The organism is Methanoregula sp. (assembly GCF_049518935.1).
Lineage (GTDB): Archaea > Halobacteriota > Methanomicrobia > Methanomicrobiales > Methanospirillaceae > Methanoregula.
Map to the genome: position 1 here is coordinate 283,247 of NZ_JBEKRH010000001.1, position 26,291 is coordinate 309,537.

Genomic DNA, 26,291 nt, shown 5'->3' on the forward strand with positions numbered 1-26,291 from the left:
ATTTAAGCCAAACCGGGCATTTTCCATCGAGTTATAAAAACCTTCACAGACGCATTTTGGAGGCCGATCTCCATTTCAGCTGGACTTGGGCACATGAAAATGAAAAGAACCCCTGTTTTGGACCTTCCGGGTACGGCCGCAGGATTGCAGATTTACGTCGGATAACTATCAACAGTTCGTCGTTTGCCGACGTGAAAAGATCATCCGGACCCCGTGTTTATGAAAAACTTCCAGGAGTTTCGCACCAAACAGGGGGTTGGCGGATCCCAATCCGGGCGCGTATAGGGCTCCGTTTGGATATTTCCGGGAATCGGGGCGCGTATAGGGGCTGGATTGGGGGTGGTGTGGATCGGGAAAAAGGGGGTTCTGGAGGGGGTTTCGGCGTGAGTGATGGGGATTCCGGTGCCGGGTTTTGTTGTGGCCGGGCCGGGAAATTTTTTGTGAAATTTTTCTGAAAAGTTTTTTGAAAATTATTTTTGGCGCGGAAAAAAGTTTGGAAAAAAGTTTTAGGTTTTTTTTCATTGCCGGAAAATTTTTTGGAAAAAAATTTCTGTGAGGGACTCGCTGAATTTTTTTGATGAGGGGGCGGACCCTCTTTGATCGGAAAGAGCAGGCCGGGTGTCTGGTGGCGGGCGGACCGCCTAGGCTTGTACTTGTGAACGCAACCGGGGTCCAAAGAAATCGCAGAGTGTTTAGGACCAGCCGGTAATCGTAAGAGGGCTCACAAAGCCGACTTCTCACAGTACTTCCGTAAAACCGGATCTGCAGTTGTACTAAGTCGGTATTGTACCTGTCTCCCGATCTTCCGTGCTATGATAATTCCTTCACGGTTGAGCGCTGCCATATGCCATGAGACAGAAGGAACAGATATTCCAATCCATTCGGCAATTTCTTTCTGTGAAATATCGGGTTTCTCAAATACAAGTTCAAGGATCTTCCTGGTTGTTTCCTCACGCAAACGCCGGAATAATATTCTTTCGAGATCGGTATAGTACCCGTTATTTTCAAAATATCGTTCGGATCCACAGGTATTCAGCGTAGAAATTTTTTTATTAAGTTTCAATATCACGAGATGATATTTCAGGGTACCCCGGTTGACGCCGGTTAAGCGGGAAAGAACATTGAAATAAATGCCCGGGTTCGCTTTCACGGCATCAAAGACCCTCCGCCGGTTTTCGTTGTGCAAGATCGCATCGCGTTCGATCTTCCGGTAGCCCAGAATGGTGAAAGCCTTTAAAAAAAGGAGAAGTTCCACCGGGAAAAGAAGAGCCGGAGAGATCATCAATATGAGAAAAATGATCATTTCATAGAGAGAAAGATTCCAGAATGAAACCGGAACGGGATCCACGGGAACTGCAGTTACCTGAACCGGGTCCGCGACCGGTGTGACAATATATTTTCCGGCTGCGACACAGGGCGAATTCAGAACAAGTAAAATAAGGGTGCCGGCTATGAGGATAAACCGGATCTTCCGCGTTTCCATCACCATTATTTTATATGCAAATAGAGATTAAGATTGTGTTATACTCTTCAATCAATACGTAACGAAACTGTATGTCTGAGACCCGGTTACGTGGTACCCTTCAATGTAAAACGTCCAGGTCCCCGGTGCCAGTCCGGTGGGACTTGAAATACTCAGTGCAATTCTCCCGTTAATTGTCCCGTCCGAGGAATCATAAAACGGGCCGAGCACTCCATCCGGTGCGACAATGGTGAGGGAAAGCGAGTTCGCCGGATTTCCCCAGTTGAGATCAGTGATCATTGAAGATGTACCCGGGGAAACAACCCGGGAATATGCAACGACCTGCCCCTGAGTGATTGTTGAGGTGACAAGGGGTTTTAGTGAGGGTATATGAAGATTCCCTGCAGGGGTCACGGAATAATCTCTTGTTTTTTCGACATTCAGTGCAGAAACGCCTGATACGAGCAGTGCCATGCAGATCAGGATAGTGAGGCTGATTCCGGATACGTTCATGGTATCAGGGGCAGCTTTTGGGACCCGGCTCTTAACCTTTCTATGGCGTTTGTCTAAGTGTCGTCCAACACTTAGAGAGATGCCATAGAAATGCTATAAGTCACGTGGCAAAACATCACAGCGTGGACAGCCGGTGGTTGTCCCGAAAAGAAAAGGACGGGCCTGTGTGGTTTGCAACTCAACGGATCCGCCCCTGCCCGAAGGCATGAGTCCATCTGCTTCTCCGGTAATGAAGTTTCTGGTCATGCCCCTGAGAATTTTAAAGAATGAATGGGAGGAAAAAATGAATTTATCGATCATGCCAAAGGTTCGGAGCCTGATGCTGGTCACGCTGCTGCTCATTGCTGTTGCCGTTGCACCTGTTGCTGCCGATCAATCCACATCCGCGTGTTCAGGAAATAACCTGTCACAGACGGGTGCAAAACCGGTGTCAACTATCATCTCCGGCCCTATGGCAGATACATTTACCAGCCAGGCATTACAGAACAAAAACCTGCTGGATTTCCAGGCGAAGATGGAAAAGGAAGGGTTCGTGAAGAAGGATGCGACCGTCTATTCCGTTGTTGTTTCAAAAACACAGGCTAATGCAACAAGCAGTACCGGTATCGGGGGGGTCTCCGCAAATCCCCTTCAGCAGAGCACTTCAGACGAATATTACGTTGTTGGCATACGATATGAATCAGCAACGGGGCAGAATGAATACCTTCATTATATCGTAAACAAGAAAACCGGTGAAACTCTTGTTGTGCAGGGTTCATTTGACTGCGTTACCTGCCTGTTTGAACTTGGCGGTGCAGGTGCCACATGTTTTGCCATATGTACGACCCTCGGAGGATTCACCGGCGGAGTTGCGTGTGGCGCATGCATCGGGCTAGCACCCCTGTATGTTGCATGCCCGTGCTGGTCCTGCGGTTGCCAGCTGGGGCAGCAATTTATGTGTGTGGCCCACAACCTGAAATGTTAACGAGGTAGAGGCCATGACAAATTCCATTATTTTTAACGAACCTGCCTTAAAAAAAGGCTTTTTTGCAGGATCGGTTATTATCTTTCTTTTAGGAATTGTAGTGTATTCCGGATTTCATGACTTCTCAGGTATCACGTTATTCTCTTTTGGGATACCGGTATTGATTTCCGGTCTCGTTCTTCTGACAAAAGACCTGCAAAAATATCCTGCATGGTTATCGAAATTATTGGAAATCGTTCTGATCTTATCACTCGCATCTGTGGGTTTTATCTATTATTATCTGCAGCCGAAAGTCCCGATTGCCCAACCAATCCTGTGGATCTCATTTATTATGGTAATTGTCGCAATTTTCCATGCGTATCAGGTATTTATCAGAAACGGTAAGGGAAGCAGATGGGAAAAGAATGGTGGAAAAATGCTGGTGGCAGGTTGTCTGGTTGTAGTCATTTACATGGGAATTATCGCTTCGATAAATGCCCAGACACTGAATGATAATAGTCCCGGTTTGGGAGGATATAATCTAAGTTACCGGTTTGGTCTAGGCGATCAATTCCTGTACAGGATCCAATCTGTAAACAGCGCACAGGGATCGGAAATTCCTGCCTGGATAAAGGAGGATGTTACCGGCAGTTCAGGTAAAACGATCACGATGAACATTTTATCAAATGCCACTTCTTCCGGCGTTACAACAGAAAAAACGGAAACGCTTACGATGACGAACAAAGGATTGGTTACCGAATCATATTCAGATACTCCGTTATTCCCGGAAATGCAAAGGGATTTGCCAAACACCATAACATATCCGGAAAAAATTGAAGAAAATAGTTCATGGATGTACACCCTTGAAAAAAGTGGAAATTATACATCAAAGGGAAATAATGTGAATTATTCTGCGGAGGGTGTGAGTACAAACTCATACCTAGGCAGAAAAAACGTTCCGGTGTCCGCCGGAAATTTTGATTGTATCGGGATCCAGAATATGATCAATCTCTCGATCACTGAAGCAATCGGTACACCAAATGGTACTGTGGTGACCGTAACAACAATAAATGCCACGGGAGAAAACTGGATTGATACAGAAAAGGGATTTCTGGTGAAATCATCCTATAACATCGATAAAGATTACAATATCGATCTCGCCGAAGTCTATCACGTTCTGGGTTTTAAGGGATTAAAAAGAGAGATCCCATCAAAGATTGTCCAGAATATAGAATTGATCGAAAAACACTGAAATCGTTCATGAAAGATAACACATGCATTTTTTTTAGATCCCTGTTTGATGATCAGCCGGATTTTTCTTGGGTTTCTCGGCCTTGGGGAATGATCTGTGCAATCTCCCACATATGAGGAAAATCAGACCCGTCCCTTTTTTCATTGGCGGAAATTTTCTGGAAATAATTTCCTTGGGTGGGTGGCCCGCTGAATTTTTTTTGGTGGAGCCGGACCCTCTTTGTTCGGAAGAGAAGGCCGGGTCGCGAGAGCGGTGGAGTCGGCGGGATCGATGAGGGGTGGCCGGGCCGGTGATCGCATGCCAGGCCCGGGGGCTGGTGTCTGTCGGTTTGTCAGCCCAACACTTAGAGAGACGCCATAGAAATGCTATAAGCCACGTGGCAAAACGTCACACGTGGACAGCCGGGGGTTGTCCCGAAAAGAAAGGACGAGTCCACCTACCGTAGAAGTCAGATGGCCTGCATCCTGCCCGAGGGCATGAGATCATTATCTTCAGTTCCTTTTGAAGGTTTTCCCATGCCTTCGAGCGAAGCGTTTGAATGGGAGGAAACGAAAATGCAACTACGAAAATGGAGCGTTGTCCTGCTGACACTGCTGCTGGCAGCGATGGCGATGGTACCGATGGTGAGTGCAAAAACAATTGATGTGAATACCATTCACACGCCCTCACTCCATGTTGATACTACCCAAAAAAATACCAACATCACAGGCGCATTCAGCACACTGGCCGGAAACGATGTATATACAGTTCCTGAAGGTTCGATTATTCATCATTCCGCGAATGGGATAACCTATGTCTTCGACTCTACGGGAAAACAGATACTCGTAGCTTCCGATGCGGCTTCGACAAAAATCGCTACACCCGAAGGACTCGAGCCTGCATCAGTAGTCCACGCGGTTCCCCAGGGAGCACTTCTTCTCACTCCGCCGGGAAAGAAAAATACGACATATGTCGTGAATGAGAACGGGGACCTTGTTATGACGGTTATAGACGACGCATCTTCCGGCAGGGTTTCTCCAATGGCGACACCCCTGCTCAGCAGCAACTGGCTGGCATGGGCGGATGCAACTGTCAGCCAGATCAGTTATCTGCAATCGACGTGGTATACGCCCACAGCCCCATCTTCCAAAGGCTATGCTCTGGCGATATTCAATGGGCTTGAAACCGCGAACACGATCCTGCAACCCGTGCTGCAGTGGAATTATAATCTGAATAATTCAGACTGGACAATCGCGTCATGGCGGTATACGAGTTCAACCAGTTACTACTACAGCCCGATGCTGAGTGTCACTCAGGGTGACAATATACAGGGAACCCTGCAGTATACCACGGTTAATGGTCAGACCGGGTGGCAGGTTACGACAAGCGATCTCACGAAAGGGACGTCTACCTACTACTTCTCCAACTACATCTCAACGAATACGAATCTGGAAATCGTGAACACGCTCGAACAGGCTCAGGGATCCAATTCCAATCCGTATAACCTGTGCGGATATATCGTATTCCACAATGTCAACATTCCTGCAGTAACTCTCTCTTCGGGCACTATTTCGTACCCCTCGGACTGGGCCGGGTTATTCAGTGTGTATTTCAGCCCGAACCCGACAATGGTGACCATTTACACACCGTAAAGCGGTTCGAATCCAACACATAAGGAGGAACAATTATTTATTCCTCCTTTATCTGATATAGACATACGAGCACATACCCCTGAAGACGAAGGGTGGATTTGTAAAAACAAGAGCGGATCCTCCTCCATCGAATACGTGATTGAAATGAGTCTCCGACAAGTATTTTTCCGGAAATGTACCCTGCTCATGGCTGCAGTACTGATTATCTCCGGGGCATCTGCGATAAGCCCGGAAGTTTCACCAGCCGCAACCCCATTTATTGCAATTGATCCCTGCGGAACCCATACAACCAGTGAGGTATTCTTTATTAACGGGACAACGAACCTGGCTGCTTCGAACGATTCTCTTCTTCTCCAGATTGGTTCTGCGGAGTTCAATCCCGGTGGATTCGGATCATCGTTTTACATAGCGAATGTTTCCATACAACGAGGAGATACCGGGGAGAATATCTGGTCTGCCGAAATTCAGCCTTCCCGCTGGCAGGTGTATACCGAGCCGCCCAATTATTATCCGACACCCACGTCTGAGCCCGCCGAACCGGGCAGATATCTGGTCGCGGTCACTTCCAGGAACCATTACGGACCGGATATTATTGCAACGCAACAGCTTGTCCTCGTGTCATCGGGAACCGGGAAGCCTGAATCTGCTCAACCGGTCCCCTCCGGGAATGATACCGGTATACCGGTGGTTGCCGGTATGACATCGCAACCGACCACGGCCACGTCAGCTGTTCCGGTATATCTTCCGGTCTCTGCTCTGGGCATCTTGTGCATTATTGGAAGATTCTACCGGAGACAACAACAATGACCCAGTCAGCAGGAGAGCAAAAAGTACTGGGGGTGGTGAGCGGGTTAACGCACATCCTTGCGTGGACACTTCTTACATTGCATATCGAATGTCGGGCAGAATGCCAGGCTTGGCCAGATTGTGATATTTTTATCCATTTTATTGGGTATGAATATAAATTACAGTCTCGAATTATTTTCAAAAAAATTTCCCTGATCATGGTATCCGCACTTCTTTCCCGTAATTTTTATTGTGCATTCTCTTGTCAGAGCAATGAAAAACATAAGGTGATTTTACTATGAACCGCAATGAACAAATTGTATTATTTGCTATCGGATGTTTCGCAAGTATTGTAGGATTTTTTCTTGGCCAGTACCTCCTGACACTGATCGCAATTGCGTTTATTCTCGTTGCCTTTCTTTATTCTGATTTCAAGAAATGGCATGAATCATCAAAAACGGATCTCAAGAAACTTGAGGAGCGGGTGCAGGCCCTGGAGAAAAAATAACTATTGAAATTCACTGGGAGACTTCCAGATCTATGATCTATCTTCAGAGACAGGACACGTGATTCAATAATGACCCAATCTCAGACAGATCAAAAAATATTGGGAATTGTCAGCGGGTTAATACTCATTACGGCTTGGACGATTCTCACACTATACCTTGAATCAACTACGATATCCTATCACCAGAATGCTTTCCTGAACCCGTTACTTGCCTGGATAAATCTTGGCCCTGTCCCGGTGTTTATTGGATCCGGATTTTATTATTTCGAGCGATCAAGCTGGTCAGATGCAAAAAAGGAACAGCAGTTTTCTGCATTGAAAGGAATTATTGCTGGTTTTTTTCTCTGGATCGTGGTGATCCTAATTCAGCCATCGCAAATTAACAGCAGTTACAATACCTATCCAACCATCGGAGGGTATCTTTTAATGTTGGTACTTGCCCTGGCATTCCAGGAAAAGCTCAGGCTAAACGAATCGTAATCGCTGAAGAACCGGAGAATAGGTACTGATGTATTCCGGTCATAAATGAGGTGAACGTATGGATATGAAAACAAAACGATTCCTGGTTTTATTCATCATGATCATGAGTATCCTTGGGATATTTTCCCAGGTGGGCTCGTATGCCGCGGATATCATGAGCTCCCAGACCGTAGTGAAGAGTGCCATGTTATGCGAGATCCTAATTATTTTCGGATTTTTGGTGGGAGCAGGAGTTCTCATGATCTCCCGGGAAATTGATCGCAGATATCCCTTTCATGGACCGGAACCTGATTCGGAAAAGGGGTCTCGACCGGCTTTGGCTGTTTTGGAGTCCCATAATTATTTTTTGGAGCGTTGACATGGTTTCCCGGGAAAAAATTACACCGCATATCCCGCTTTCCCGCGAGTATCTGGAAAAAACCGGGGCACAGCCGGTAAAAGCCGATATTCTTTCGTTTATTGCTACGGTTCTCGCCGGATCGTTTTTGTTTCTCGTATTCTATGGTATCCGGAAGGTTTTTTTTGAAAGGGCCGGGGTCCCGGATCTGACGGGGATAACCGTGTTTACCGCTACGACGATTTTTCTGTTCTTAGTAGACGGATTATTCTTCCTTCTCGTCATCAGTCTCATCGAGCACTTTTTTGTTTTATTTACCGGGGGAAAACCGGATTTTGAAAAAACCCTGAAATCAGTGATCACTGCATCGGCGTTACCGGTATTATTCATCTGGCTCCCGATCGCGTTTCACGTTCCCTATTCATTACTGGTTCTTGCAGCGGCGTTCATGGTCTTTACCTATTACGGGATCAGGAAATTTCATCAGAAAACAAAAGACCAGGCCGCGTTTGTTGCGATTTTCACTACGGGAACGATCGTAGTTCTGCTCTCTATTGCTCATGTGAAATTGTTTGGATAGTGTAAACTTCCCGGGCCAGGAGTCTGCCACTACTTCGCGGGGGTGGCGGAAGGACCTCAGTTTTGCACTTGCGAAGGGCAGCACACAACCGGGCGATCACGAGGCGTCTGGCATGAGCCGGTGATCGTGAGGGTTCACCACCCTCCCGTCGGAGATGCTTCATGTTTGGGAGTACCTCCCGGATCTCTCCAAAATAGGCTCTGTTTGATCATTTTGGATCAGCAAATCGGCCGATATTGCCAAAAAATCTGTCGCTTTTTTTATTCGTCCACACTAAGGACAGTTTCACACCACTCACGCCGTTCCTTCATAACAAACCCGGGAAGATTCCGGTTCACCGATATTTGTCCGGAAACTCCGGGTTCAGATGAGGTTTCACCATGGCGAAGATCAATGTGTTAGACCGTGAAGTTGGTATTGTTGTTGAGAACGATGAGGATTACATCTGCATTACCGATATCGCACGGTACAAGAATGCCGAGAACACTGACGATCTTATCCGGAGCTGGCTCCGGAACCGCAACACCGCCTGAGTTCCTCAGCATCTGGGAGCAGCTCAACAACCCGGATTTTAATCCCGTCCAATTCGACGGGTTTAGAAAACAGGCCGGCCTCAACAGTTTCACCCTGACACCGAAACAGTGGATCGAGATGACACACGCCCGGGGCATCGTTGCGAAACCCGGACGATACGGCGGTACCTATGCGCACAAGGATATCGCGTTTGAATTCGCTTCATGAATCTCAGTGGAATTCAAACTCTACCTCATCAAGGAATTCCAGCGACTCAAGGATGAGGAACGAAAACAACTTGGATGGGATATCCGGCGTAACCTCGCGAAGATCAATTACCGGATTCATACGGACGCGATCAAAGAGAACCTGATCCCGAAAGAGCTCAACCCGGCCCAGATCAACCGGGTGTACGCATCCGAAGCCGATCTTCTCAACATGACTCTCTTCGGGTTCACCGCAAAAGAATGGCGCGACAGCAACCCGGATAAAAAAGGGAATATCCGGGATTACGCCGATATTTCGCAGCTTGTCTGCCTCTCGAAACATCGAAGAGCTGATGCTCTTCGCGTATCTCACCTCATATGAGGTTCGATATCTAGAGAATCTCAACGCACATTTCATTGGCGAAGATATTCCCCAGCCCGAGCGGCTTATAAAATTGAATGCAATCGCGATCCACCAGATGACGCTGCTTACGCAGGACACGACGGCCCGGCTGATCAGCGGGGGAACGTAAATCCGGTGTTCTGTTCCGGAACTGGGAGGCCGGGGAGCGTTATGGTTTTGGGAATTTTCTGTGAAGTGGGGTTGCGAGAGGGTGCGTGGCATAAATGGTGTTGAACCGGAATCAAAATTTTGTTAGAGACACGGGCCGGGTTGCGTGAGAGCGTTTTAGTTTCGGGAATCTGGAATTAATAAAAAGAAAAACTGAAATTTATTCAAGGGTCGTAACAATTTTGATTGGGTTCAATCACCCATCTACCTATTAGTTAGACTCGACAAATTTTTTCGAACCATATTAGTTGAACTATGTTGATCACCCAAGTGTTTCCTAAAAATTTTCAATGCACGTCTGAAACATTTTTTTGCCTCGGGTAGGTCGCCTAACTCCTTCAAAACCTCTCCAATGTGATTAACCGATATTGCAACTTGGGTATGATCGAGTCCGTAAGTTTTTTCATCAATTTTCTGAGCCCTCTCGAAACATATTTTCGCTCTAGAAAAATCGCCCAAACTTGCTTGAATTGATCCGAGATTATTAACTCTTATCGCTATTTTTGGATGCTCGGGTCCGTATGCTATTTCATCGATTGCCAGTGCCCGTTCAAAACATTTTTTAGCATCTTGTAGATTTCCCATATCCTGGAGGATTAGTCCGAGATTGTTAACATCAATTGCAACTTCAGGATGCTCGGGCCCATAACTTTTTTCGTCAATACACAATGCCCGCCGGGTGTATTTCTCAGCTTCGGAAAAATCGCCAAGAGCCCTTAGGGTAAATCCGAGATTGTTTGCTCTTGTTGCAGTCAAAGGATGCTCAGTTCCGTATATCCTCTCACTGCTTGCCAGCACACGCTCGAATAATTTCTTAGCTTCCTGAAGTTTCCCTAAATCCAACAAGACGGTTCCAAGGTTGTTCATCACAGCGGCAACTGATGGGTGTTCGTTCCCAAATTCCCTCTCATCGATTACTAACGCCTTCTCGAAATATTCCTTAGCTTCACGAAGATTGCCCAAATTCCTCGAGACTAATCCGAGATTGTTTAAAACGGTAGCGACTTCTGATTGCTCAGGCCCATAGACAATTTTGTTAATTGCAAGGGCACGCTCATAACAAATCTTAGCTACGGAAAAGTTACCTAGGGCCCTCATAACCCCTCCAAGATTGTTGATATCCCTTGCTACTGATGCATGCTCGGATCCACATTTTTTCTCGTCAATTACCAACGCCCTTTCAAAATTTCGTTTTGCGTCAAGCAGTTCTGCACGTTGTTGAAAGTATAACCCAATTTTGTTCAAAATTTCTGATGTGGTGGAAGCTTCTGCATCCAAATTTTCCGCATGTTCGGCAACTGACAGAGCGTGAGGGAGTAATGGAAGACATTCCTGCCAAGATTGGAGATGATCCGGATGAAAATTAAACGCATCATTATTTACTAAAACTGCAACTTTGCTCCAATTCCTTCTCTCGGTTACGTTCAACCAGTCCCTCGTGACAAGTTGGACCAAACGATGGATGGAAATAGTTTGGCAAGATGATTCGATTAGTGAGTATCTTTCGAGAAGTGCCAGAGCATCACCTATTTCGATATCATCATTGACTACCGAAGCAAGAAGTTTCGGAAGAAATCTCTCCCTGTTTTTTAACAATGCTGGCGGAATGTTATCTGGTGCGAAAAATGCAAATAGGTTCAACAAATTGGCGGCAACTGAATTATCCTTCCTGATTTTATCCATGGAGATCCTCCACGTTGTATCGACCGTATCAGGGTACTGCAATGGAGGTTTTTCGCGTTTTAGGAGTTCAGAATGATGCTTTTTAAATAAATCTTGATAAGTGGCAGTTGTTATGCCTGGAGTTTCAGAAATAAACGCCCCGGCCTGTTCTAATGCCAAAGGTAAATCACCCAACATTTCCGCAAGAACACCGGCTGCAATGTGATCTGTCTCCTTCGTACGGTTCAAAAGGAACGTGATAGATTCCGATCGTTCAAAAACCTTAACTTTTACTGGTTGCGCAAGTTCCCCCCAATGGGGATTACGAGATGTAATAATAACATGACCAATAGAACATGAAGGTAGGTATTGGCGTTCGGGATTTTGTGGGTCATGCAAATCTCTTGGTTGCAGCGCATTATCGAAGATCAGAAGCCATCCCCGATTTTGCTCAAGCCAACTTCGAACAGTTCGAATTTTCTTTTGCAGATCAGAAGTACCGACCGGCGTAAGACCTAGACTATCTGCGAGCTGGGCATATTCCGCAGCAAGAATAGCAGGATCCTCGGCACGCAGCCACCACACGACGGTATAATCTGATGAAAAACGGTATGCATATTCTGTCGCCAATTGGGTCTTTCCGATCCCTCCTAACCCACTGATCGCTTGAGTTACCGCTGCATATTTTCCGGAGGTCAAACTCTCGTGCAGTTTTTCCAATTGCTCATCGCGGCCGATAAAATTTGGATTTCTACGATACGGAATGTTCCACAGAGTGGGTAGTGATCCCGGAAATTGTGGGGGGGTGGAAATGGTTGGCTGTCCCGGAAAAATGGGTGCTGATTTTGGCTTGAGTCGCTCCTGCGTAATTTTTCGAAGCAGGATTTCTTTTGCAGTCGATGTATCGGAATCAACGAGATCAATATAACTGATAGCTTTCAGTAAGCCATCCGGCGTACATTTCCGGATCCGAACAGGTATAAGTCGGCCATCTGCCCCAGTTGGATCCCGAATTAAAGTTGCAGCCCATTCCGGTTGCGTGAAAAGCGATTGAAAAAAATCTGGGGAATATACAGCAATCGTTCGCTGAGTTCCTTTTATCGCTTTATCCATCTCAAGAATAAAATTACTGCCCGATTTGAAGTCCCATATCTGAACCACAGTTGAATATCCCGCCTCCTCAAGTTGCCAGGCAATCCACTCGGCCCATTTTTCATCGGATTTAGTATAACTTATAAAAAAATCTTTTTGAGATTGCTCTTCAGATTTGTCGTTAATTGGAACCATTTTTCTTCTATTGTTATTTGTTGGGTTGATAGCAAAGAAATTATTCATTTGTTTTATCAAAATTCTAAATTTTTAGGGGCCCTGCGCTTTGGCGCATGCGGGCGTTCGGCAGTGGCCAAGGGGTTGCGAGTCTGAGCGCGATAAGGTTGGTGTTGAACCGGGAATTATTTTCATTCAGGAAATCTGCGATCGAGAATACTCGAAAATAAAAACGGAATCGTTGGAATTAATAACGAATAAACCGTACTTACTTCTGTTAGAAGCATGAGTTCGAAAAAGAATAGTCCCAGAATCCTTCATGATTCTTTTTTTTATAATGAAGATTGCATTACTGGGGCGTTGAACCATCTCGATGATAATTCGGTTGATTTGATTGTTACTGATCCGCCATATGGAATTAACGGAAATAATCATCATTTACACTATAATCGGAATGAAAAACTTGTGGTCGATGGATATATTGAGATCCCTGGATCCGAATACGAAAAATTTAGCTACGAGTGGATCCGAGAAGCAGCACGAGTTTTACGACCTGGCGGTTCAATTTATGTCGTTTCAGGTTACACAAATTTATCTTACGTTCTTCGAGCTTTACAGGATGAAGGATTAAAAGAAATCAATCATATAATATGGAAATTTAATTTTGGTGTGTACACAAGAAAAAAATACGTTTCTTCACATTATCATATTTTATTCTGTGAAAAACCTGGGGGAGTTCGGACTTTTAATGTCGAATCACGATTCGGATTAAAGGAAGCAAATGAGAATGGGAGATCCATCAATTATTTTGACCGGGAGGATGTCTGGACAATACCCCGTCAATACAAACCTGGAAAAATAAAAAACCAGAATGAACTTCCTGATGAACTGTTGAAAAAAATGCTTCAATATAGCAGTAATGAGGGAGATTTGGTTTGTGATTTCTTCATGGGCGGCTTCTCAACGGCTCGAGTTGCGATAGGATTGAACAGAAAATTTGTTGGGTTCGAATTATCTTCCTCTATATTCCAAGAAAAAATCAAGGAGATTGAAACGCTCGAGCCGGGATATTTATTTTCAAAATTACGGACACCAATTGTTAAGAAGTCAATAAATCAAGGAAAATCATGGGATCCGGAAGAATGTCAAAAACTTCTGAGTCGATACAATGAGCTCCTCAAAAGTGGGAAAACGAAAAAGGATGTTGTTGTAATCCTACAAGATGAATTTCAAAGAGGATATTGGTCAATTGAAAAAGCTCTGAAAAAAATTATTGATCTTCAGTAGGTTTTGCACTAATATATGCCACCTCGCGTTCAGCGAAAATTGTTGCGATTGTTGCAATCCGGCATCGTTCATTTCTCTCAAATATTTCGGATTGATCTGAATCATCGCCCTGGCTGCCGATACTCACCATCTCTTTCATCTTTCGATCCTGCTCCAACAATAAAGAATGAGCCGCAAGCCATACTTCATATTTCTTCGTGAAAGACGCCGCAAGAGCAGAATCGCGACGTTCATAGGTTTTTAATTTCTCAGCAAATTTTGGGAAAACCGTCGAATAATAAATAGTTAACATCCCTTCTTGTTCGATTGCAGCCGATGCAACTTCATTAATTTCCAAAGGCCACTGGAGCGTCTCCCACATTGTATTATCAGGATCTATCGGAACAACATCGAAGGGAGGGAGTGTCAACTGTTTACTTGGATCGGATGCAGGAGGTTGCTCAATAATAACAACAGAGCGTTCATCAGATAACGAAAGTAATCCCTGACGATGGAGTTCGACACGGATTTTTCCTTTGCTGCCGATCTGGGCTGTGGTCGGACTCTCATAAATAATCCTCATACGTCCGGCCTGTAGTGGTGTGGACCCACAGAAATTCACAATGCCGGGAGCCTGAATAATGTTGACCTTCGACTTCGTCGGGTCATCTGGATCATGATAATTACTATTCGCATCTGTTTCGATCCGGATGTACTTTCTTTGACCCGGGTAAAATGGAATTTCCTTATTGACATCCCATAATATTTTTATGTACGTCGGAGGCTCGCGAGGTTCAATTTGTTTGATGGCTCTCTTATGTCCGGGTCGTGAAATGGGCGGTTCTGTTTTTATCGTTCCACTAACTTTTGAACCCCCAATTGCAAAAGTCGGTTCCATGCCTTGAATTCTTAATATCGCAGCAACCTCTTTCCGCATTTGTTGGATTTCATTTTCATCTCTTTCGTGAATATTCTCGGAGCGGGCTTCGATATTTAGTAAATGCAGAGCGTCGTCTGATTTTATTGCTTTGATGAATTCTTGTTGAATTAATTCAGATAATTCTCCCCTTATCGCATCTTCCCTGTTTGAAACGAAGAGAGCTCGTTTTCCAGAAGGAGTGAGTGAATTGCAATCTATATGTCCGATGAACCGCTGAGTCAGATATGGCAGCTCTGCACTTTTACTAATCAGAATTTTCGAAAATTCAGCATGGCTCTGACCGTTCAATGTAAGGATGATGGGTTTTTGTGGATTGACAAATGCCTTGATGGGGCTCTGACTTCCCTTCTCCGGTTTTTTAAGGACCCAGTACTCCATCCCTACTCTCCCCCAATCACCCAGATTTACATAAAACATTTTCATTGAGTGGGCGATATCTGGACCTCTACTGGATTCATCCCCCTCGTCAACCGCACCATTAAGTGCATTTCGTGAACCTTTGATTACACGACGATAATTATGGATCTGATTATCCAACCAAATTGGCAATATCGGATCAAATAATATCGAATTCAACAGGCCATAGACACTGTTTGGACCGACGGGGCTAGAATAGTTTGTTAAATCATACCCGAAATGTTTCACTTGGGTTCCTGGTTTGAATTCAGTTATTTCTGTTTCCGTTTGTAGGACCGAACCATTCAATGTAAGGTACACATAATGCCCGGATTTGTAGGAATCGGGTGGTAAGTCTAGATATTTTACGACCGTAAAACCAACTCTAGGATCTGGACCCTCTCTGGATGCAATCACAGTATATTTTGATCGTGCAAAAGTGCTGGAGCCCCCTTGTCCGTACATACCAGCGACGTAATATTTTTTCAGCTTATTGCTTTCATTCAAACTCAAAATTGTATCTTGCATCTGTTCGGGAGAGATTCCGATACCAAAATCTCTTATCTCTACGATTCTCTTTTCACGTCCGGACCCGGGCTGAATTCTAATCATGATCTGTTGGGCTAAGGATCTTCTTTGGGCCGGGCTAAGCTCGCTCAATCCATTCGGTGGAACATTCAGCCATGAATTCGCCGCTTCTCGCGGGCTTCTGCAATCCGGAAGTCCATTATGTTTCAGATATTCCAATTCAAGGATAGCATCGATTCCGTTGGTAATTCTTTCAACTATAGATCTTCCAGGATCGGAAGATCCTTCAATAGTTCCAACGTTATTTTCTCTTTTCCCAACAGGGATCCATTGAACAGATTGACCTGCTGCTTTTTCGAATGTTTCTATCGCTTCTTCAATTTTTGAGACATCATTTTCGGTTTGAAAAATTTGGAACAGTTCCTTCACTTGCATTTCAATCACCTTCCCTACTCAAGGGAAAATTCTGTCAGTTGAGTGCTGAACAACGATTTTGTCCGCTTTAGTTCCTTTTCGATAGCGGTGAATATTTTCCCGACTTCGTTTTCTGTGTAACCGTAATGACTGGTGTTGGCGCAATTCCCAAGCAAACGAAGATCATCTAAGATTCTTGATGTTCGGGCCGATGCGATTCGTTTGAATCTTGCATCCTTTGTTTCACTTTCTACTTTTGGTTTTACCATTGGCTTCACATCACTAACATTAATTATGCATTAAGCTATCATAAATTTTTCTCTAATGAAACATATTTTCCATTAGTATGGGATACAAAAATGGTTTTCGAAAGAAATATCTGGGATAAAAACCCATATGTTATCGCTTACTTGCTTAACTTCAATCTGAAAACCTTTTGTGGACATGAGTGAATTTTTCCAACCATCCAATTTTGACATATTCAAAATGAAAGTGAAAACAGGATCAAAAGGTTAAGGTTCGCAATCGGAATTATTGATAATTATTGAGATCTCAAAAGGACTCTTCTATCCATTTCGAAAAAACATACGAAACCCAAGCAAATATCCTTCTAAAATGTCGAGAATTTTATTAATTTTTTAGTTCTAACGTCCCAATTTTATCCAATATTTCCTTAATTTTGTTTACTTCGCCAAAATCTATTTTCCAGGTTTCGAGACTCCCTTCGGAGTATTTATCAGCATCATATTCTTTGGGAGTGACAAACAAAATAGTTACATCTGGGTGAATATGATGGAAGAGGGACAGTCCGATAACTTGCATCTTTGATCCCAAAGCGGTTACAAAAACATGATATTCATTGGATAATTTTTCGAATTCTTCGTTGAGATAGGATAATGTTTCCTTATAGTAAAAAGTTGAAAGAATTTTACATTTCGAGGTCCTTGTAATTTTATTAATTTTCTTAGTAAATTCAATTCGATAATAATCCTTCTTCTTATGCGGTTTGCCTATAACCCAAACAATTCGATCTCCATATTTTTCAATTGGCGGGTCGGCAAAAATATTGGACAATGCGGTCGTATTTCTTTCTGGTTTGTAAGTTGCAAATAAAATCGCAGCATTTGGCAAATCATCTAAATTGCAACCCGAATGAAATCGACTTGGGACAATTTTTGCGACACCACGTGTCGGTCCGAAAGTTTGATAAAAATCATCACCCTTCTCATCAATTAACTTCAAAATCTCTTCGGTTTGTTTTTCTAGAGGATAGTATAAGGCTGCTTCAGTATAGACCAATAGTAATCTTACATTGAATTCAAAAATAATATGTAATAATTCAAGAGTTAATTTTGCGCTGCAAGAGCTGATATCAAATGTAATTGAAGGGATATGTTTTTCATTATTGCAGAGTCTTTTTAGTATTTGGCGGAATGAATCAAGGAAATCATCCGCTTCACACTGCATATTAGTTAGCAAATCACTGAAACTCGTCAAAGATTTTTCAGTTGCTTCTCGATTAATTTCATTATCTTTCCGATTTGTAAGGTATTCTAATAAAATACTCTCGGTACATTGATAATTAGCATTATCGGATAATTTTTGCGCGATATTTTTTGCTCTATCTTCAAAACCCAGGACACAGATGAATAAATCATCCTTTTTATTTTCAAAATCTTTAGGGACTTTGAGTTTTTTAATATCCGGCAAATCCGGGAGGATATCACCTAACTTAGTTTCGGATAAACTGAACATTTAATCCTCCGATTGATGGGGTGACCAACGATCTAATGTTTGTAAGTCTTTATCCTCTTCATTTTTTTCAGACTTCCAAACTTTTGTATATTCAGAATTGCATGCGTCCTCCGGAGAACTAATAAAAAATCGGAATGCCTCGGGTTTCCATTGTATTGCACCGCTATTAGCGAGACTGATTCCAAATACCGGACATAAAATGGGCCTTAATTGCCATCTAATTAATTTTGTATAGCCGTCTCTTGCCCTTGAAGGTTCAAGTTCGATGAAAATTGTGCGTTTAACTAGCTCCGTCATTTTTTCTGATTGTTCAGGGTTTAAACCTAATGACGGTTCTGACAAGTCCTCTTCTACATAGATTCGTGAAGTTTCTGGAATCAGACTTTTGTCTTTTGCGTTTCGATATTCGGATTCTCGGAGGATTTTCCGGGATAACTTTCCAAATTCGGTGGAAATTTTATACATTTCCTCGCCATATGGTTGGTAAGATTTTATGAATTGATGATACTCTCTGGAAACCTCCAAAATTGCTTTATTTTGAGTGAAGGAGCTAACGGTTTGATTGCTGGCTGGAGTAATTTTCCCGTATTCAAATATTTTTCTATAGACGTCAATTAATACTGAAATATCTCCAGAACACAAATTGGAAATTGTCTCGATACCGAAGTAAATATCATTAATTTTCTCTCTTCGTCTGGCCCTGGCACGTATTTCCTTTCCAAGCGACTTTTCTTGATAAATTGAATGTCCTATAATTGATTCAGGAGTCCCTTTGTACTTACTGAGCTCTAAACGGAGCTCCAAAATATCATTTGAAAAATTAATTTTTGTTTTTTCATCGGCATTGACAAAATATGTACCACAATCAATCTCTTCAAACTCACGATATTTATCGATAAATGTCCTGTCTTCACCAATTTCCCAACCGTACTTATCTGAAGATACCTTGAAAATATGATTGGATGGCCTGTCAAAAATTATCTGGTTTAGAGCGATTTGAACATATTTCGGAATAATTCGAGTCGATAGGTCATCAACAAAAAATACGATTTTTCTTTGACCGAAAAATTGATTTTTCGAAGATAAATAATTTGTAATATCAGATATGAATGAGACATCTGTTTTTTGAAGTAAAGAAGTCCCTCTTTTCATTGTTGAATGACAATTTTCCAAATCAGATTCGACTAATTCTAATAGATGTTTTATCGGAGAAGATCCTTGCAATAGAAGTTTCTTTGAATCTGTGATATGCAATTTTCCCGTAACAAAGTTATAAAACTGAATTTCATCACTATTATCAAATCTAAATATCCGAATTCTATCATCTCTTATCGAAACAACGTTGAGAGTTGAGACAATTTCTCTCAATAGTAATAAATTAAAATAGTGAAGAATTTCACCTTCATACCGTTTAGCTAAATTTTTAGTATTTATCCACGAGACACGATTTTTGAAATCTGTGCTGCAAGAAATGTAAAAACCAACGATTTGAGAAGATTCGACTTCAGTTATCCCCTTATATAGCATTCCTTTTAGACTCATCCTTCGAAAAATCGTGGATTTACCACATCCCCGCGGCCCAGTCAAAACAATCATATCTGGACTACTAACACGCTTTTTCCAAGGACAAGATTCTGCAAAAAGCTCAACTAACAATGAATCATTGGGGATGATTTCAGCTGATAAATAGTAAAATGGATCGTCCAATGTATTGTCTTCTTTCGGAAATGATGGATACATACTTTCTTTCCAAATTGCCGAAAATTGTTTAGTGATAGCCGATGGGTCGCGGAGTGCTCGCGTAATGTCTTCATCAATCATCGTCTCGAGAAGCTTGTTTGTTTTTTCGAGGAATACTTTTTCATTTTTAGATAATTTTTTGCGTCGAATTATCGCATTTTTTATCTCAATAATATGGGTGACAAACCACAAATGATCATCCTTGATTTTCTTCGAGGGTTGATCCTTTAAAGACCCTGTATCAATAATTTTCAAAGACGATTCAATTTGATTCAACTGCCCTTTTTTTGGGGGGATTATTTTGATGTTTGCTAAATGGAGATCGTCATGGAATAAACCTGCAACTTTTAAATCATTTAAGGCCTGGCACATATTTTCAATATATGCTTTTAAAAAACTTGTTTTGATATTAGAATTATTTTTTAAATGTTCTTCTAGTGTTTCTCCCGACACAAATTCTTCAACAAAACAAACAAAAATTTTCTTTCCAGTATCTAAAATATTTAATTCAACAGTTCCAACATCAAGAAATCGAGCGAAATATTGCGAATCCGATAATTTATTTGCTAATTCAGCCTCCTTCAAGTAGGACCGATCGTCGTAGTCTTCGCGAATTGTAAATTTTATTGCGACATCTAAGTTATATTCGTTTTTTCCTTTCCATACTACCCCTTTATATCCAGATCCTTCATATTTTTTCAGAAAAAATTTTCGATTACGGATTTCAATCTCACCGGGCATTTTATCTGACTTTAGAAACGCCTTAGTTTGATTATCCATTTTGACCATATGAAACAACTAATTATGACAGATTATTATTATTTAAGTAAAGGGTACTTGAAATTCTCAAATTATTGGGACAAGATCATTTGGTTTAAATTAAATTCGTTACGAACGCATCGAAGAGGAGTTGAATGCGGCTGTCTCTGTTATCTTTGCTATCTTTGTTATCTTCATTTCTAATTCTACAGTTTCAGGAACAAACAAACTCATAATCAGATAGAACTGGTATCCGGGAAATTGTCAATAATTGATCTCCAGTATTCCCCGCATCATCGGCACCCCCGGGGGGATGCCCACGCGGCGGGGGCGCAGCCCCCAAGAGCGTCAATCTAAAACTACAACACACACACGCTGCAATCCTGCCCGCCGCACGGAATATTATCAATCTTCCACTTCAGCGCCCACATCTTGATCCCCCGTATCACATCCACCAGCTCCAGCCCGCTCTTGGTCAAAGTATACTCGCTCTTCACCGGAAACGTGGAAGCATCCACCTTCCGGGTAACAATCCCCTCCGTCTCAAGTTCCCGCAACCGCTCCGACAAAATTTTCTGCGTAATATCCCCAAGCGAATCCTTCAGCTCCGAAAACCGCCGGGTATGCCCCGGCCCCTTGTACAATTCAAGAATAATCAGAAGAGTCCACTTCTTTGTCAAATATTTCACAGTCATGTTAACCGTGCACGCATCGTCCATGGTATGGTTTCTGAAACTCTTTTCTATTTAATCTTGGTATCCTAAAGATACTTTGTAGTAAAAGAATACGAAAGGAGTCTGACAATGTTCTGTTACCAGTGCGAAGAGACCGCGAAAGGAACCGGCTGCACCGTAAAAGGTGTCTGCGGGAAAGAAGCCGTGACCGCAGGACTCATGGATGTCCTAATCTACCTGAACAAGGGAACTGCCGAGCGCAACATCGCCGCGGCAAAGACCGGCAAAGAGAACAAGGAGGCCGGCATGTTCATCACCGAAGCCCTCTTTGCCACCCTGACCAACACGAACTTCGATGACGGGCGGCTCCATGCCCTCATCACGCAGGCCCTCGCGATCCGGGACGCACTCCCGAAGAGCAGCGCAACCGAGCCGGATGCCTGCACCTGGACACCCAGGAACGCTGCCGACATTGCCGCAAAAGCGCAGGAGATCGCAGAAGCAGCAAACAAAAACGATGACATCACCTCGCTTCGGGCCCTGCTCCTCTTCGGCCTGAAAGGCGTTGCAGCCTACTATCACCACGCGGCGGTGCTCGGGTACACCGATGAGAAGATCACGGACTTCATGCAGAAGGGGCTCGCCTCCACCCTCCACGCACTCCCGGCCGACCAGATGACGGCGCTCGTGCTCGAATGCGGCGGCATCGGCGTGACCACGCTTGCCCTGCTCGACACCGCGAACACGAAGAGTTACGGCAACCCGGAGATCACGTCCGTAAAGACCACGACGCTCCCGCGCCCGGGCATCCTGATCACCGGCCACGATCTCAAGGACCTCCAGCAGCTCCTCGAGCAGTCAAAGGACAGCGGTGTCGACATCTACACCCACGGCGAGATGCTCCCGGCCAATGCCTACCCGGCCTTCAAGAAATACCACAACCTCGTCGCCAACTACGGCTCCTCCTGGTGGCACCAGAAAGAGGAGTTCGAGAAGTTCAACGGGCCGGTGCTCGTCACCACCAACTGTATTGTCCCGCCCAAGGACAGTTACAAGGACCGGATCTACACCACCGGACCGGCCGGATTCCCGGGCGTGAAACACATCACGGCAGACAAGAGCGGGAAGAAGGACTTCTCATCCATAATTGCCCATGCAAAAACCACACAACCCCCGCAGGACCTGAACGCCCCCGGCCGTGACCTCATCACCGGCTGTGCCCACGGCGCAGTACTCGCGATTGCCGGTACCGTGATCGACGCCGTGAAGAACGGCGACATCAAACGCTTCGTGGTCATGGCAGGCTGCGACGGCCGGCACGCGGAGCGGGACTATTACACCGAGTTTGCAAAAGCCCTGCCGATGGACACCGTGATCCTGACGGCCGGCTGCGCAAAGTACCGGTACAACGGCCTCGACCTCGGCACCATCGGCGGGATCCCCCGGGTGATCGATGCCGGCCAGTGCAATGACTGCTACTCGCTCGTCGTGATCGCCCAGGCACTCGCAGGCGCGTTCAAGGTCGGCATCAACGAACTGCCGGTCTCCTACAACATCGCCTGGTACGAACAGAAAGCGGCACTCGTGCTCCTCGCCCTGCTGAACCTCGGGATCAGGGATATCACGCTCGGGCCAAAACTCCCGGCGTTCGTCTCGCCCGGTGTGCTGGATGTCCTTGTGAATAATTTCGGCATTAAAAAGAACAGTACCGTGGAAGCAGATCTCCCCCGGCTCGTTCCCGGCATCTGAACAAAAAAGAACGCCCTGACTCGGAAAATATTCCCTCGCTGCGCAGGGGAGGACACGTTTGAGGCAGAATTCCCGCCCGGATACCCGGCACCATCCGAAAAATCGCATGAAGGACTAAAAAGGCAGAGTCCTCGTGCGATGCACCTGTGAACAGATAGTGCAACCTCCGTACATTATCGCACCCTTTGGCAGGACCACGAGACAGATATTCTTTCCCCACCACACCTTATGCATCATGGGACGGCGAACAGACATCGCACATACAACCGGGGGAACAGGAGGGCCTGATCTCGAAGAGCAGTCCATTGCCACGATCGGGCGCTGTCTTGCCGGTAAGCACAGGGCTGCTGCCATGGGGGAACTCATTATCAACGATGCCGAGGTGAAGACCCACTGGCAGATGGCTGATTTTGTGGCCACCAGAAAACTCGGGATGAACGATCACGGGGAGACGCACGCGAAGGTTGCCACTGCATCGGCACTCACCATGCTCGACCTTCTTGAGGGTGCTGATGTGCAGCCTGATATCGTTGCCGGGGGATTTGGAGACAGGGATGATGCGGCCCTCGTGGTTCTTGTCGCCACGCTCTGCCATGATTTCGGCAACATGGTCCACCGAACCGATCATGCCGACCTGGGTATCGTACTTGCAGTCCCGGTGCTCGACCGGTTGCTCCCGGCAATCTACCCGGATATAGTGAAGAGGACACAGGTAAAATCGTTCATCCTCTCTGCGATGTATACCCATCATGGGGAACCAAAACCGCTGACGATCGAGGCGGCGCTTGTCTGTATCGGCGATTCAACGGACATGACTAAGGGGCGCGGACGGGCAGCCTTCGAACGGGGGAGCATCACCATCCATTCGGTCTCGGCCCTTGCGATCGAGCGTGTGGAAATCCGGAAGGGTAAGCATAAACCAATCGAACTCTGCATCTCAATGTCCAATTCCGCGGGGATTTACCAGGTGCAGGAGATCCTCGCCCCGAAGGTCAGGGCCGGGCCGCTTTCAGGTTACGTGGAGGTTATCGCGATCACGGATGCCTGTGAAGGCAATTATGAGCACCGGATTGTCGGGGGAATCCGGATGGAGGGAGCGAAATTCGTTCCTTTTACCGATGATGATGTGAAGAGACCTCGCACGAAAAAGACCAGTTAAGCGCCGGTACCGGAATTTTTTCTTCCAATTTCATTTTTAATTTTTTTTCATTTTCGTTTTCCTCTTTTTTCATCGGTCATCACAAACGGAATATAGTTGCCTATTGAGAGGTATGGCGAAAATAATGATATGTCCGGACGATAAGGAAAGAATAATGATGGGGAGGGAGGGGGATTTGAAATCAAGGTACGGCTGGATCGAGATCGACCATGTGCGTTATGACCATGACATAATCATCCATACCGATCGGAGCGTCTCGAAACGGTCCAAGAAAAAATCAAAAAAACTCAAAAACAGCTATGGCCACACACCGCTTGCCGATCACGAACTGTCATTTCTTAACGATGAGCAACCTCCTGTCATCTACATCGGAACCGGGCAGTACGGGGATCTGCCTGTTACAATCGAATCCCACGGTATTCTCCGGCATTTCGAGACGTTTATCCGGCCGACACCGGAGATACTCACCCTTATTGAGGAGGAATCACGATCATTCGCCGCAGTCATTCATGTCTCCTGTTAGAAATCAGGAAGACTGATCGTTCGGGATTTTATCATGGGACTTGAATCTTTTCTCTTTGATAAGCTGATAGGATTGGTTTGTTTTATTGGCGCAGCTCTTTTTTTCTATGCGGGAGTTTCAGCCTTTAACTTCAATTTCATAATAACTTCAGCGTTTCTCATTCTTGGAGCGATTTGTATCGTTACAAGCATTTTTTTTATCCGAAAAGAATAATTTTCAAAATCTTTGGCCCGCGGGGTTTCCTCTATCTTACCCAATGACGAGCATCATCCCACCGATCACGATCAGTACCCCGGCAAATACAATCTGTAAATTCCGGCCGGAACAACAATGGGCACAATGCACACCAAAGCGTGCCAAAGGTATGGTGGTGACAGCGAGGAGCACGAAGGTTACGAGATTCACATAGCCAAAAGAATATGGCGGAAGACCCGGAATATTGAGCCCGTTGATAACGTATGCAGCTACGGCACCTGTCGATGAAAAGATGAGGCACGCCGAAGATGTACCGACCGCAGAATGAATGGGGTAGCCGAGGAAAATCACGAGAACCGGCACGAGGAGAACTCCTCCACCTATCCCGGCAAGACCGGATACGATTCCGATGAAAAATCCGATGATGATGAAAACCCCGGTCGATCCGCGGGGTTCGGAGACCGTGCAGCTCTGTAAGTGCCAGATCATACGAACGGCTATTAAAATAATCAGGAGCGCGAAGAAACTCCGGAGAACGATGCCGGGAAGGTGAGCGGCAGCTGTCCCTCCGGCAAAGCCACCGAAGACGGCAGCACAGCCCATCGGGATAGCAGCCTGCCAGTTCACCGCCCCGCGGCTGTGGTGTGCAAAAGCTCCGCTGATCATTGTCGGGATTATGACAGCAAGTGAGGTCCCGAAAGCGAGCCGGGTGGCAAGAGTGCTATCCATTCCGCCAAGGGTATACAACCAGTACTGGACCGGTGTCATCAGGAACCCGCCGCCGACACCAAAAAGCCCGGAAGCGGTGCCGGTGAGGATCCCGGTGAGTAAAAGACTGGCATACTGCAGGATCAGGTCCATGAAACACTCCGAAAAGATTGTTGAAATGTTATTACGTTCCAGGTATCAATATTCTCACGAGAAAAACCTATAGTGGAAGCAGCACTTATCATCATTGATATACAGAACGATTCGTCCCGCTCATCATTTTCCTCGTTAACAGGTATCGGTTTTTCCTTGAGCGCATCTCGCAGATAAAAGCCATGTGGCAGGCTCTGATAAATTACCTCTCGGAAACCGGTTTCCCTTCACTATAATTCCCTGTCAATCGGTTCCGTAGAATACCTCAGCAATAATCAGAACAGAAATGAGAAGGGATTTTCGGATTTCCAGACGTTATTATCAGGTACTCTGCCTGATAGTACGTTTACGCGTATCAGACCCCGCATTCAATGTCTTTTCCGGAAGTTTTTTACCACATTTTTAAAAAAAATACCGGATCCTGTTACCCCTGCATCCTCATCATTACCGATACGGCACAGCCGCAGGAGGGGCAGACCGCAAAGATCCCGTCTTCGTACTGGTCTGAACGCTGTTCCAGGATATCCCGGTCGGGCGAGGCCCGGGTATCGTGCATCTCGTAGCGGTGCTCGCATCGAGGGCACGTAAACCGGATTATTACAATGGATGTTGTTGTCACAAG

General features: G+C 45.0%; 28 protein-coding genes. 18 read left to right on the top strand and 10 right to left on the bottom strand.

All coding sequences use genetic code 11. The features are described 5' to 3' along the window. Nucleotides 1-721: 721 nt before the first annotated feature. Complete coding sequence (locus ABSE13_RS01365) at nt 722-1,483, bottom strand: winged helix-turn-helix transcriptional regulator (protein ID WP_424026679.1); 762 nt, start codon at nt 1,481-1,483, stop codon at nt 722-724. 51 nt (nt 1,484-1,534) lie between these two features. Beyond that, nucleotides 1,535-1,975: a peptidase domain-containing protein gene (locus ABSE13_RS01370; RefSeq protein WP_424026680.1), complete on the bottom strand. Its 441-nt coding sequence runs from the start codon at nt 1,973-1,975 to the stop codon at nt 1,535-1,537. A 298-nt stretch (nt 1,976-2,273) separates the two neighbouring features. Here ABSE13_RS01370 and ABSE13_RS01375 point away from each other — a divergent pair, with 298 nt between their 5' ends. The 14 genes from ABSE13_RS01375 (at nt 2,274) to ABSE13_RS01440 (ending at nt 9,744) form a co-directional block, all read left to right on the top strand. Further along, on the top strand, nt 2,274-2,939 hold the full coding sequence (locus ABSE13_RS01375; protein ID WP_424026681.1) for a hypothetical protein: 666 nt from the start codon (nt 2,274-2,276) through the stop codon (nt 2,937-2,939). Nucleotides 2,940-2,952: 13 nt separating this feature from the next. Beyond that, the gene (locus tag ABSE13_RS01380) at nt 2,953-4,170 is read left to right on the top strand and encodes a hypothetical protein (protein WP_424026682.1); all 1,218 of its coding nucleotides are present in this window, start codon (nt 2,953-2,955) and stop codon (nt 4,168-4,170) included. A 554-nt stretch (nt 4,171-4,724) separates the two neighbouring features. Then, nucleotides 4,725-5,801, top strand: a complete 1,077-nt coding sequence (locus ABSE13_RS01385) for a hypothetical protein (protein WP_424026683.1) — start codon at nt 4,725-4,727, stop codon at nt 5,799-5,801. 144 nt (nt 5,802-5,945) lie between these two features. Further along, the gene (locus ABSE13_RS01390) at nt 5,946-6,608 is read left to right on the top strand and encodes a hypothetical protein (RefSeq protein ID WP_424026684.1); all 663 of its coding nucleotides are present in this window, start codon (nt 5,946-5,948) and stop codon (nt 6,606-6,608) included. Continuing rightward, on the top strand, nt 6,605-6,889 hold the full coding sequence (locus tag ABSE13_RS01395) for a hypothetical protein (protein WP_424026685.1): 285 nt from the start codon (nt 6,605-6,607) through the stop codon (nt 6,887-6,889). Before ABSE13_RS01390 ends, ABSE13_RS01395 begins: the two co-directional genes overlap by 4 nt. Further along, entirely contained in the window at nt 6,886-7,095 is a 210-nt protein-coding gene (locus tag ABSE13_RS01400) for a hypothetical protein (RefSeq protein ID WP_424026686.1), read from the top strand. Before ABSE13_RS01395 ends, ABSE13_RS01400 begins: the two co-directional genes overlap by 4 nt. A gap of 69 nt (nt 7,096-7,164) precedes the next feature. Further along, nucleotides 7,165-7,575 carry a hypothetical protein gene (locus ABSE13_RS01405; protein WP_424026687.1) on the top strand — a complete coding sequence of 137 codons (411 nt, stop codon included), beginning with the start codon at nt 7,165-7,167 and terminating at the stop codon, nt 7,573-7,575. Between the two features lie 58 nt (nt 7,576-7,633). Next, nucleotides 7,634-7,933: a hypothetical protein gene (locus tag ABSE13_RS01410; RefSeq protein ID WP_424026688.1), complete on the top strand. Its 300-nt coding sequence runs from the start codon at nt 7,634-7,636 to the stop codon at nt 7,931-7,933. Between the two features lies 1 nt (nt 7,934). Beyond that, nucleotides 7,935-8,492, top strand: a complete 558-nt coding sequence (locus tag ABSE13_RS01415) for a YIP1 family protein (protein WP_424026689.1) — start codon at nt 7,935-7,937, stop codon at nt 8,490-8,492. Next, nucleotides 8,485-8,616: a hypothetical protein gene (locus ABSE13_RS01420; RefSeq protein WP_424026690.1), complete on the top strand. Its 132-nt coding sequence runs from the start codon at nt 8,485-8,487 to the stop codon at nt 8,614-8,616. The genes ABSE13_RS01415 and ABSE13_RS01420 overlap by 8 nt, the downstream gene beginning before the upstream one ends. Nucleotides 8,617-8,872: 256 nt before the next feature. Continuing rightward, nucleotides 8,873-9,025, top strand: coding sequence for a hypothetical protein (locus ABSE13_RS01425; RefSeq protein WP_424026691.1), 153 nt, complete (start codon nt 8,873-8,875; stop codon nt 9,023-9,025). Continuing rightward, entirely contained in the window at nt 8,967-9,233 is a 267-nt protein-coding gene (locus tag ABSE13_RS01430) for a KilA-N domain-containing protein (RefSeq protein WP_424026692.1), read from the top strand. Before ABSE13_RS01425 ends, ABSE13_RS01430 begins: the two co-directional genes overlap by 59 nt. 6 nt (nt 9,234-9,239) lie before the next feature. Continuing rightward, nucleotides 9,240-9,593 carry a hypothetical protein gene (locus ABSE13_RS01435; protein ID WP_424026693.1) on the top strand — a complete coding sequence of 118 codons (354 nt, stop codon included), beginning with the start codon at nt 9,240-9,242 and terminating at the stop codon, nt 9,591-9,593. Beyond that, the gene (locus tag ABSE13_RS01440; RefSeq protein ID WP_424026694.1) at nt 9,565-9,744 is read left to right on the top strand and encodes a hypothetical protein; all 180 of its coding nucleotides are present in this window, start codon (nt 9,565-9,567) and stop codon (nt 9,742-9,744) included. The genes ABSE13_RS01435 and ABSE13_RS01440 overlap by 29 nt, the downstream gene beginning before the upstream one ends. A 242-nt stretch (nt 9,745-9,986) precedes the next feature. On the opposite strand, the gene fxsT is transcribed toward ABSE13_RS01440, so the two are convergent. Next, a complete protein-coding gene (gene fxsT / locus ABSE13_RS01445) occupies nt 9,987-12,779 on the bottom strand; it encodes an FxSxx-COOH system tetratricopeptide repeat protein (RefSeq protein ID WP_424026695.1) in 2,793 nt (930 codons plus the stop codon). Between the two features lie 216 nt (nt 12,780-12,995). On the opposite strand from fxsT, the gene ABSE13_RS01450 reads away from it, so the two are divergent. Beyond that, nucleotides 12,996-13,997 (top strand): DNA-methyltransferase, encoded by a 1,002-nt coding sequence (locus tag ABSE13_RS01450; protein WP_424026696.1) that lies wholly within the window; start codon nt 12,996-12,998, stop codon nt 13,995-13,997. Here the strand turns inward: ABSE13_RS01450 and ABSE13_RS01455 are convergent. The 5 genes from ABSE13_RS01455 to ABSE13_RS01475 form a co-directional block, all read right to left on the bottom strand. After that, nucleotides 13,981-16,275, bottom strand: a complete 2,295-nt coding sequence (locus ABSE13_RS01455) for a hypothetical protein (protein ID WP_424026697.1) — start codon at nt 16,273-16,275, stop codon at nt 13,981-13,983. The two genes, ABSE13_RS01450 and ABSE13_RS01455, sit on opposite strands and share 17 nt — an antisense overlap. A gap of 14 nt (nt 16,276-16,289) precedes the next feature. After that, nucleotides 16,290-16,523 carry a hypothetical protein gene (locus tag ABSE13_RS01460; protein WP_424026698.1) on the bottom strand — a complete coding sequence of 78 codons (234 nt, stop codon included), beginning with the start codon at nt 16,521-16,523 and terminating at the stop codon, nt 16,290-16,292. A 361-nt stretch (nt 16,524-16,884) separates the two neighbouring features. After that, nucleotides 16,885-18,009: a hypothetical protein gene (locus ABSE13_RS01465; protein WP_424026699.1), complete on the bottom strand. Its 1,125-nt coding sequence runs from the start codon at nt 18,007-18,009 to the stop codon at nt 16,885-16,887. After that, nucleotides 18,010-20,538: an ORC-CDC6 family AAA ATPase gene (locus ABSE13_RS01470; RefSeq protein WP_424026700.1), complete on the bottom strand. Its 2,529-nt coding sequence runs from the start codon at nt 20,536-20,538 to the stop codon at nt 18,010-18,012. Nucleotides 20,539-20,867: 329 nt separating this feature from the next. Then, on the bottom strand, nt 20,868-21,227 hold the full coding sequence (locus ABSE13_RS01475) for a winged helix-turn-helix transcriptional regulator (RefSeq protein ID WP_424026701.1): 360 nt from the start codon (nt 21,225-21,227) through the stop codon (nt 20,868-20,870). Nucleotides 21,228-21,311: 84 nt separating this feature from the next. Between ABSE13_RS01475 and hcp the strand changes: the two genes are divergently transcribed. From hcp to ABSE13_RS01490, 3 genes are all read left to right on the top strand, one after another. After that, nucleotides 21,312-22,931 (top strand): hydroxylamine reductase, encoded by a 1,620-nt coding sequence (gene hcp / locus ABSE13_RS01480; RefSeq protein WP_424026702.1) that lies wholly within the window; start codon nt 21,312-21,314, stop codon nt 22,929-22,931. A gap of 235 nt (nt 22,932-23,166) precedes the next feature. After that, on the top strand, nt 23,167-24,090 hold the full coding sequence (locus tag ABSE13_RS01485) for a hypothetical protein (RefSeq protein ID WP_424026703.1): 924 nt from the start codon (nt 23,167-23,169) through the stop codon (nt 24,088-24,090). Nucleotides 24,091-24,265: 175 nt separating this feature from the next. Further along, nucleotides 24,266-24,613 carry a hypothetical protein gene (locus ABSE13_RS01490; RefSeq protein ID WP_424026704.1) on the top strand — a complete coding sequence of 116 codons (348 nt, stop codon included), beginning with the start codon at nt 24,266-24,268 and terminating at the stop codon, nt 24,611-24,613. 249 nt (nt 24,614-24,862) lie between these two features. On the opposite strand, the gene ABSE13_RS01495 is transcribed toward ABSE13_RS01490, so the two are convergent. Then, complete coding sequence (locus tag ABSE13_RS01495; protein ID WP_424026705.1) at nt 24,863-25,669, bottom strand: sulfite exporter TauE/SafE family protein; 807 nt, start codon at nt 25,667-25,669, stop codon at nt 24,863-24,865. A gap of 424 nt (nt 25,670-26,093) precedes the next feature. Further along, nucleotides 26,094-26,288: a hypothetical protein gene (locus ABSE13_RS01500; RefSeq protein WP_424026706.1), complete on the bottom strand. Its 195-nt coding sequence runs from the start codon at nt 26,286-26,288 to the stop codon at nt 26,094-26,096. Nucleotides 26,289-26,291: the final 3 nt, after the last annotated feature.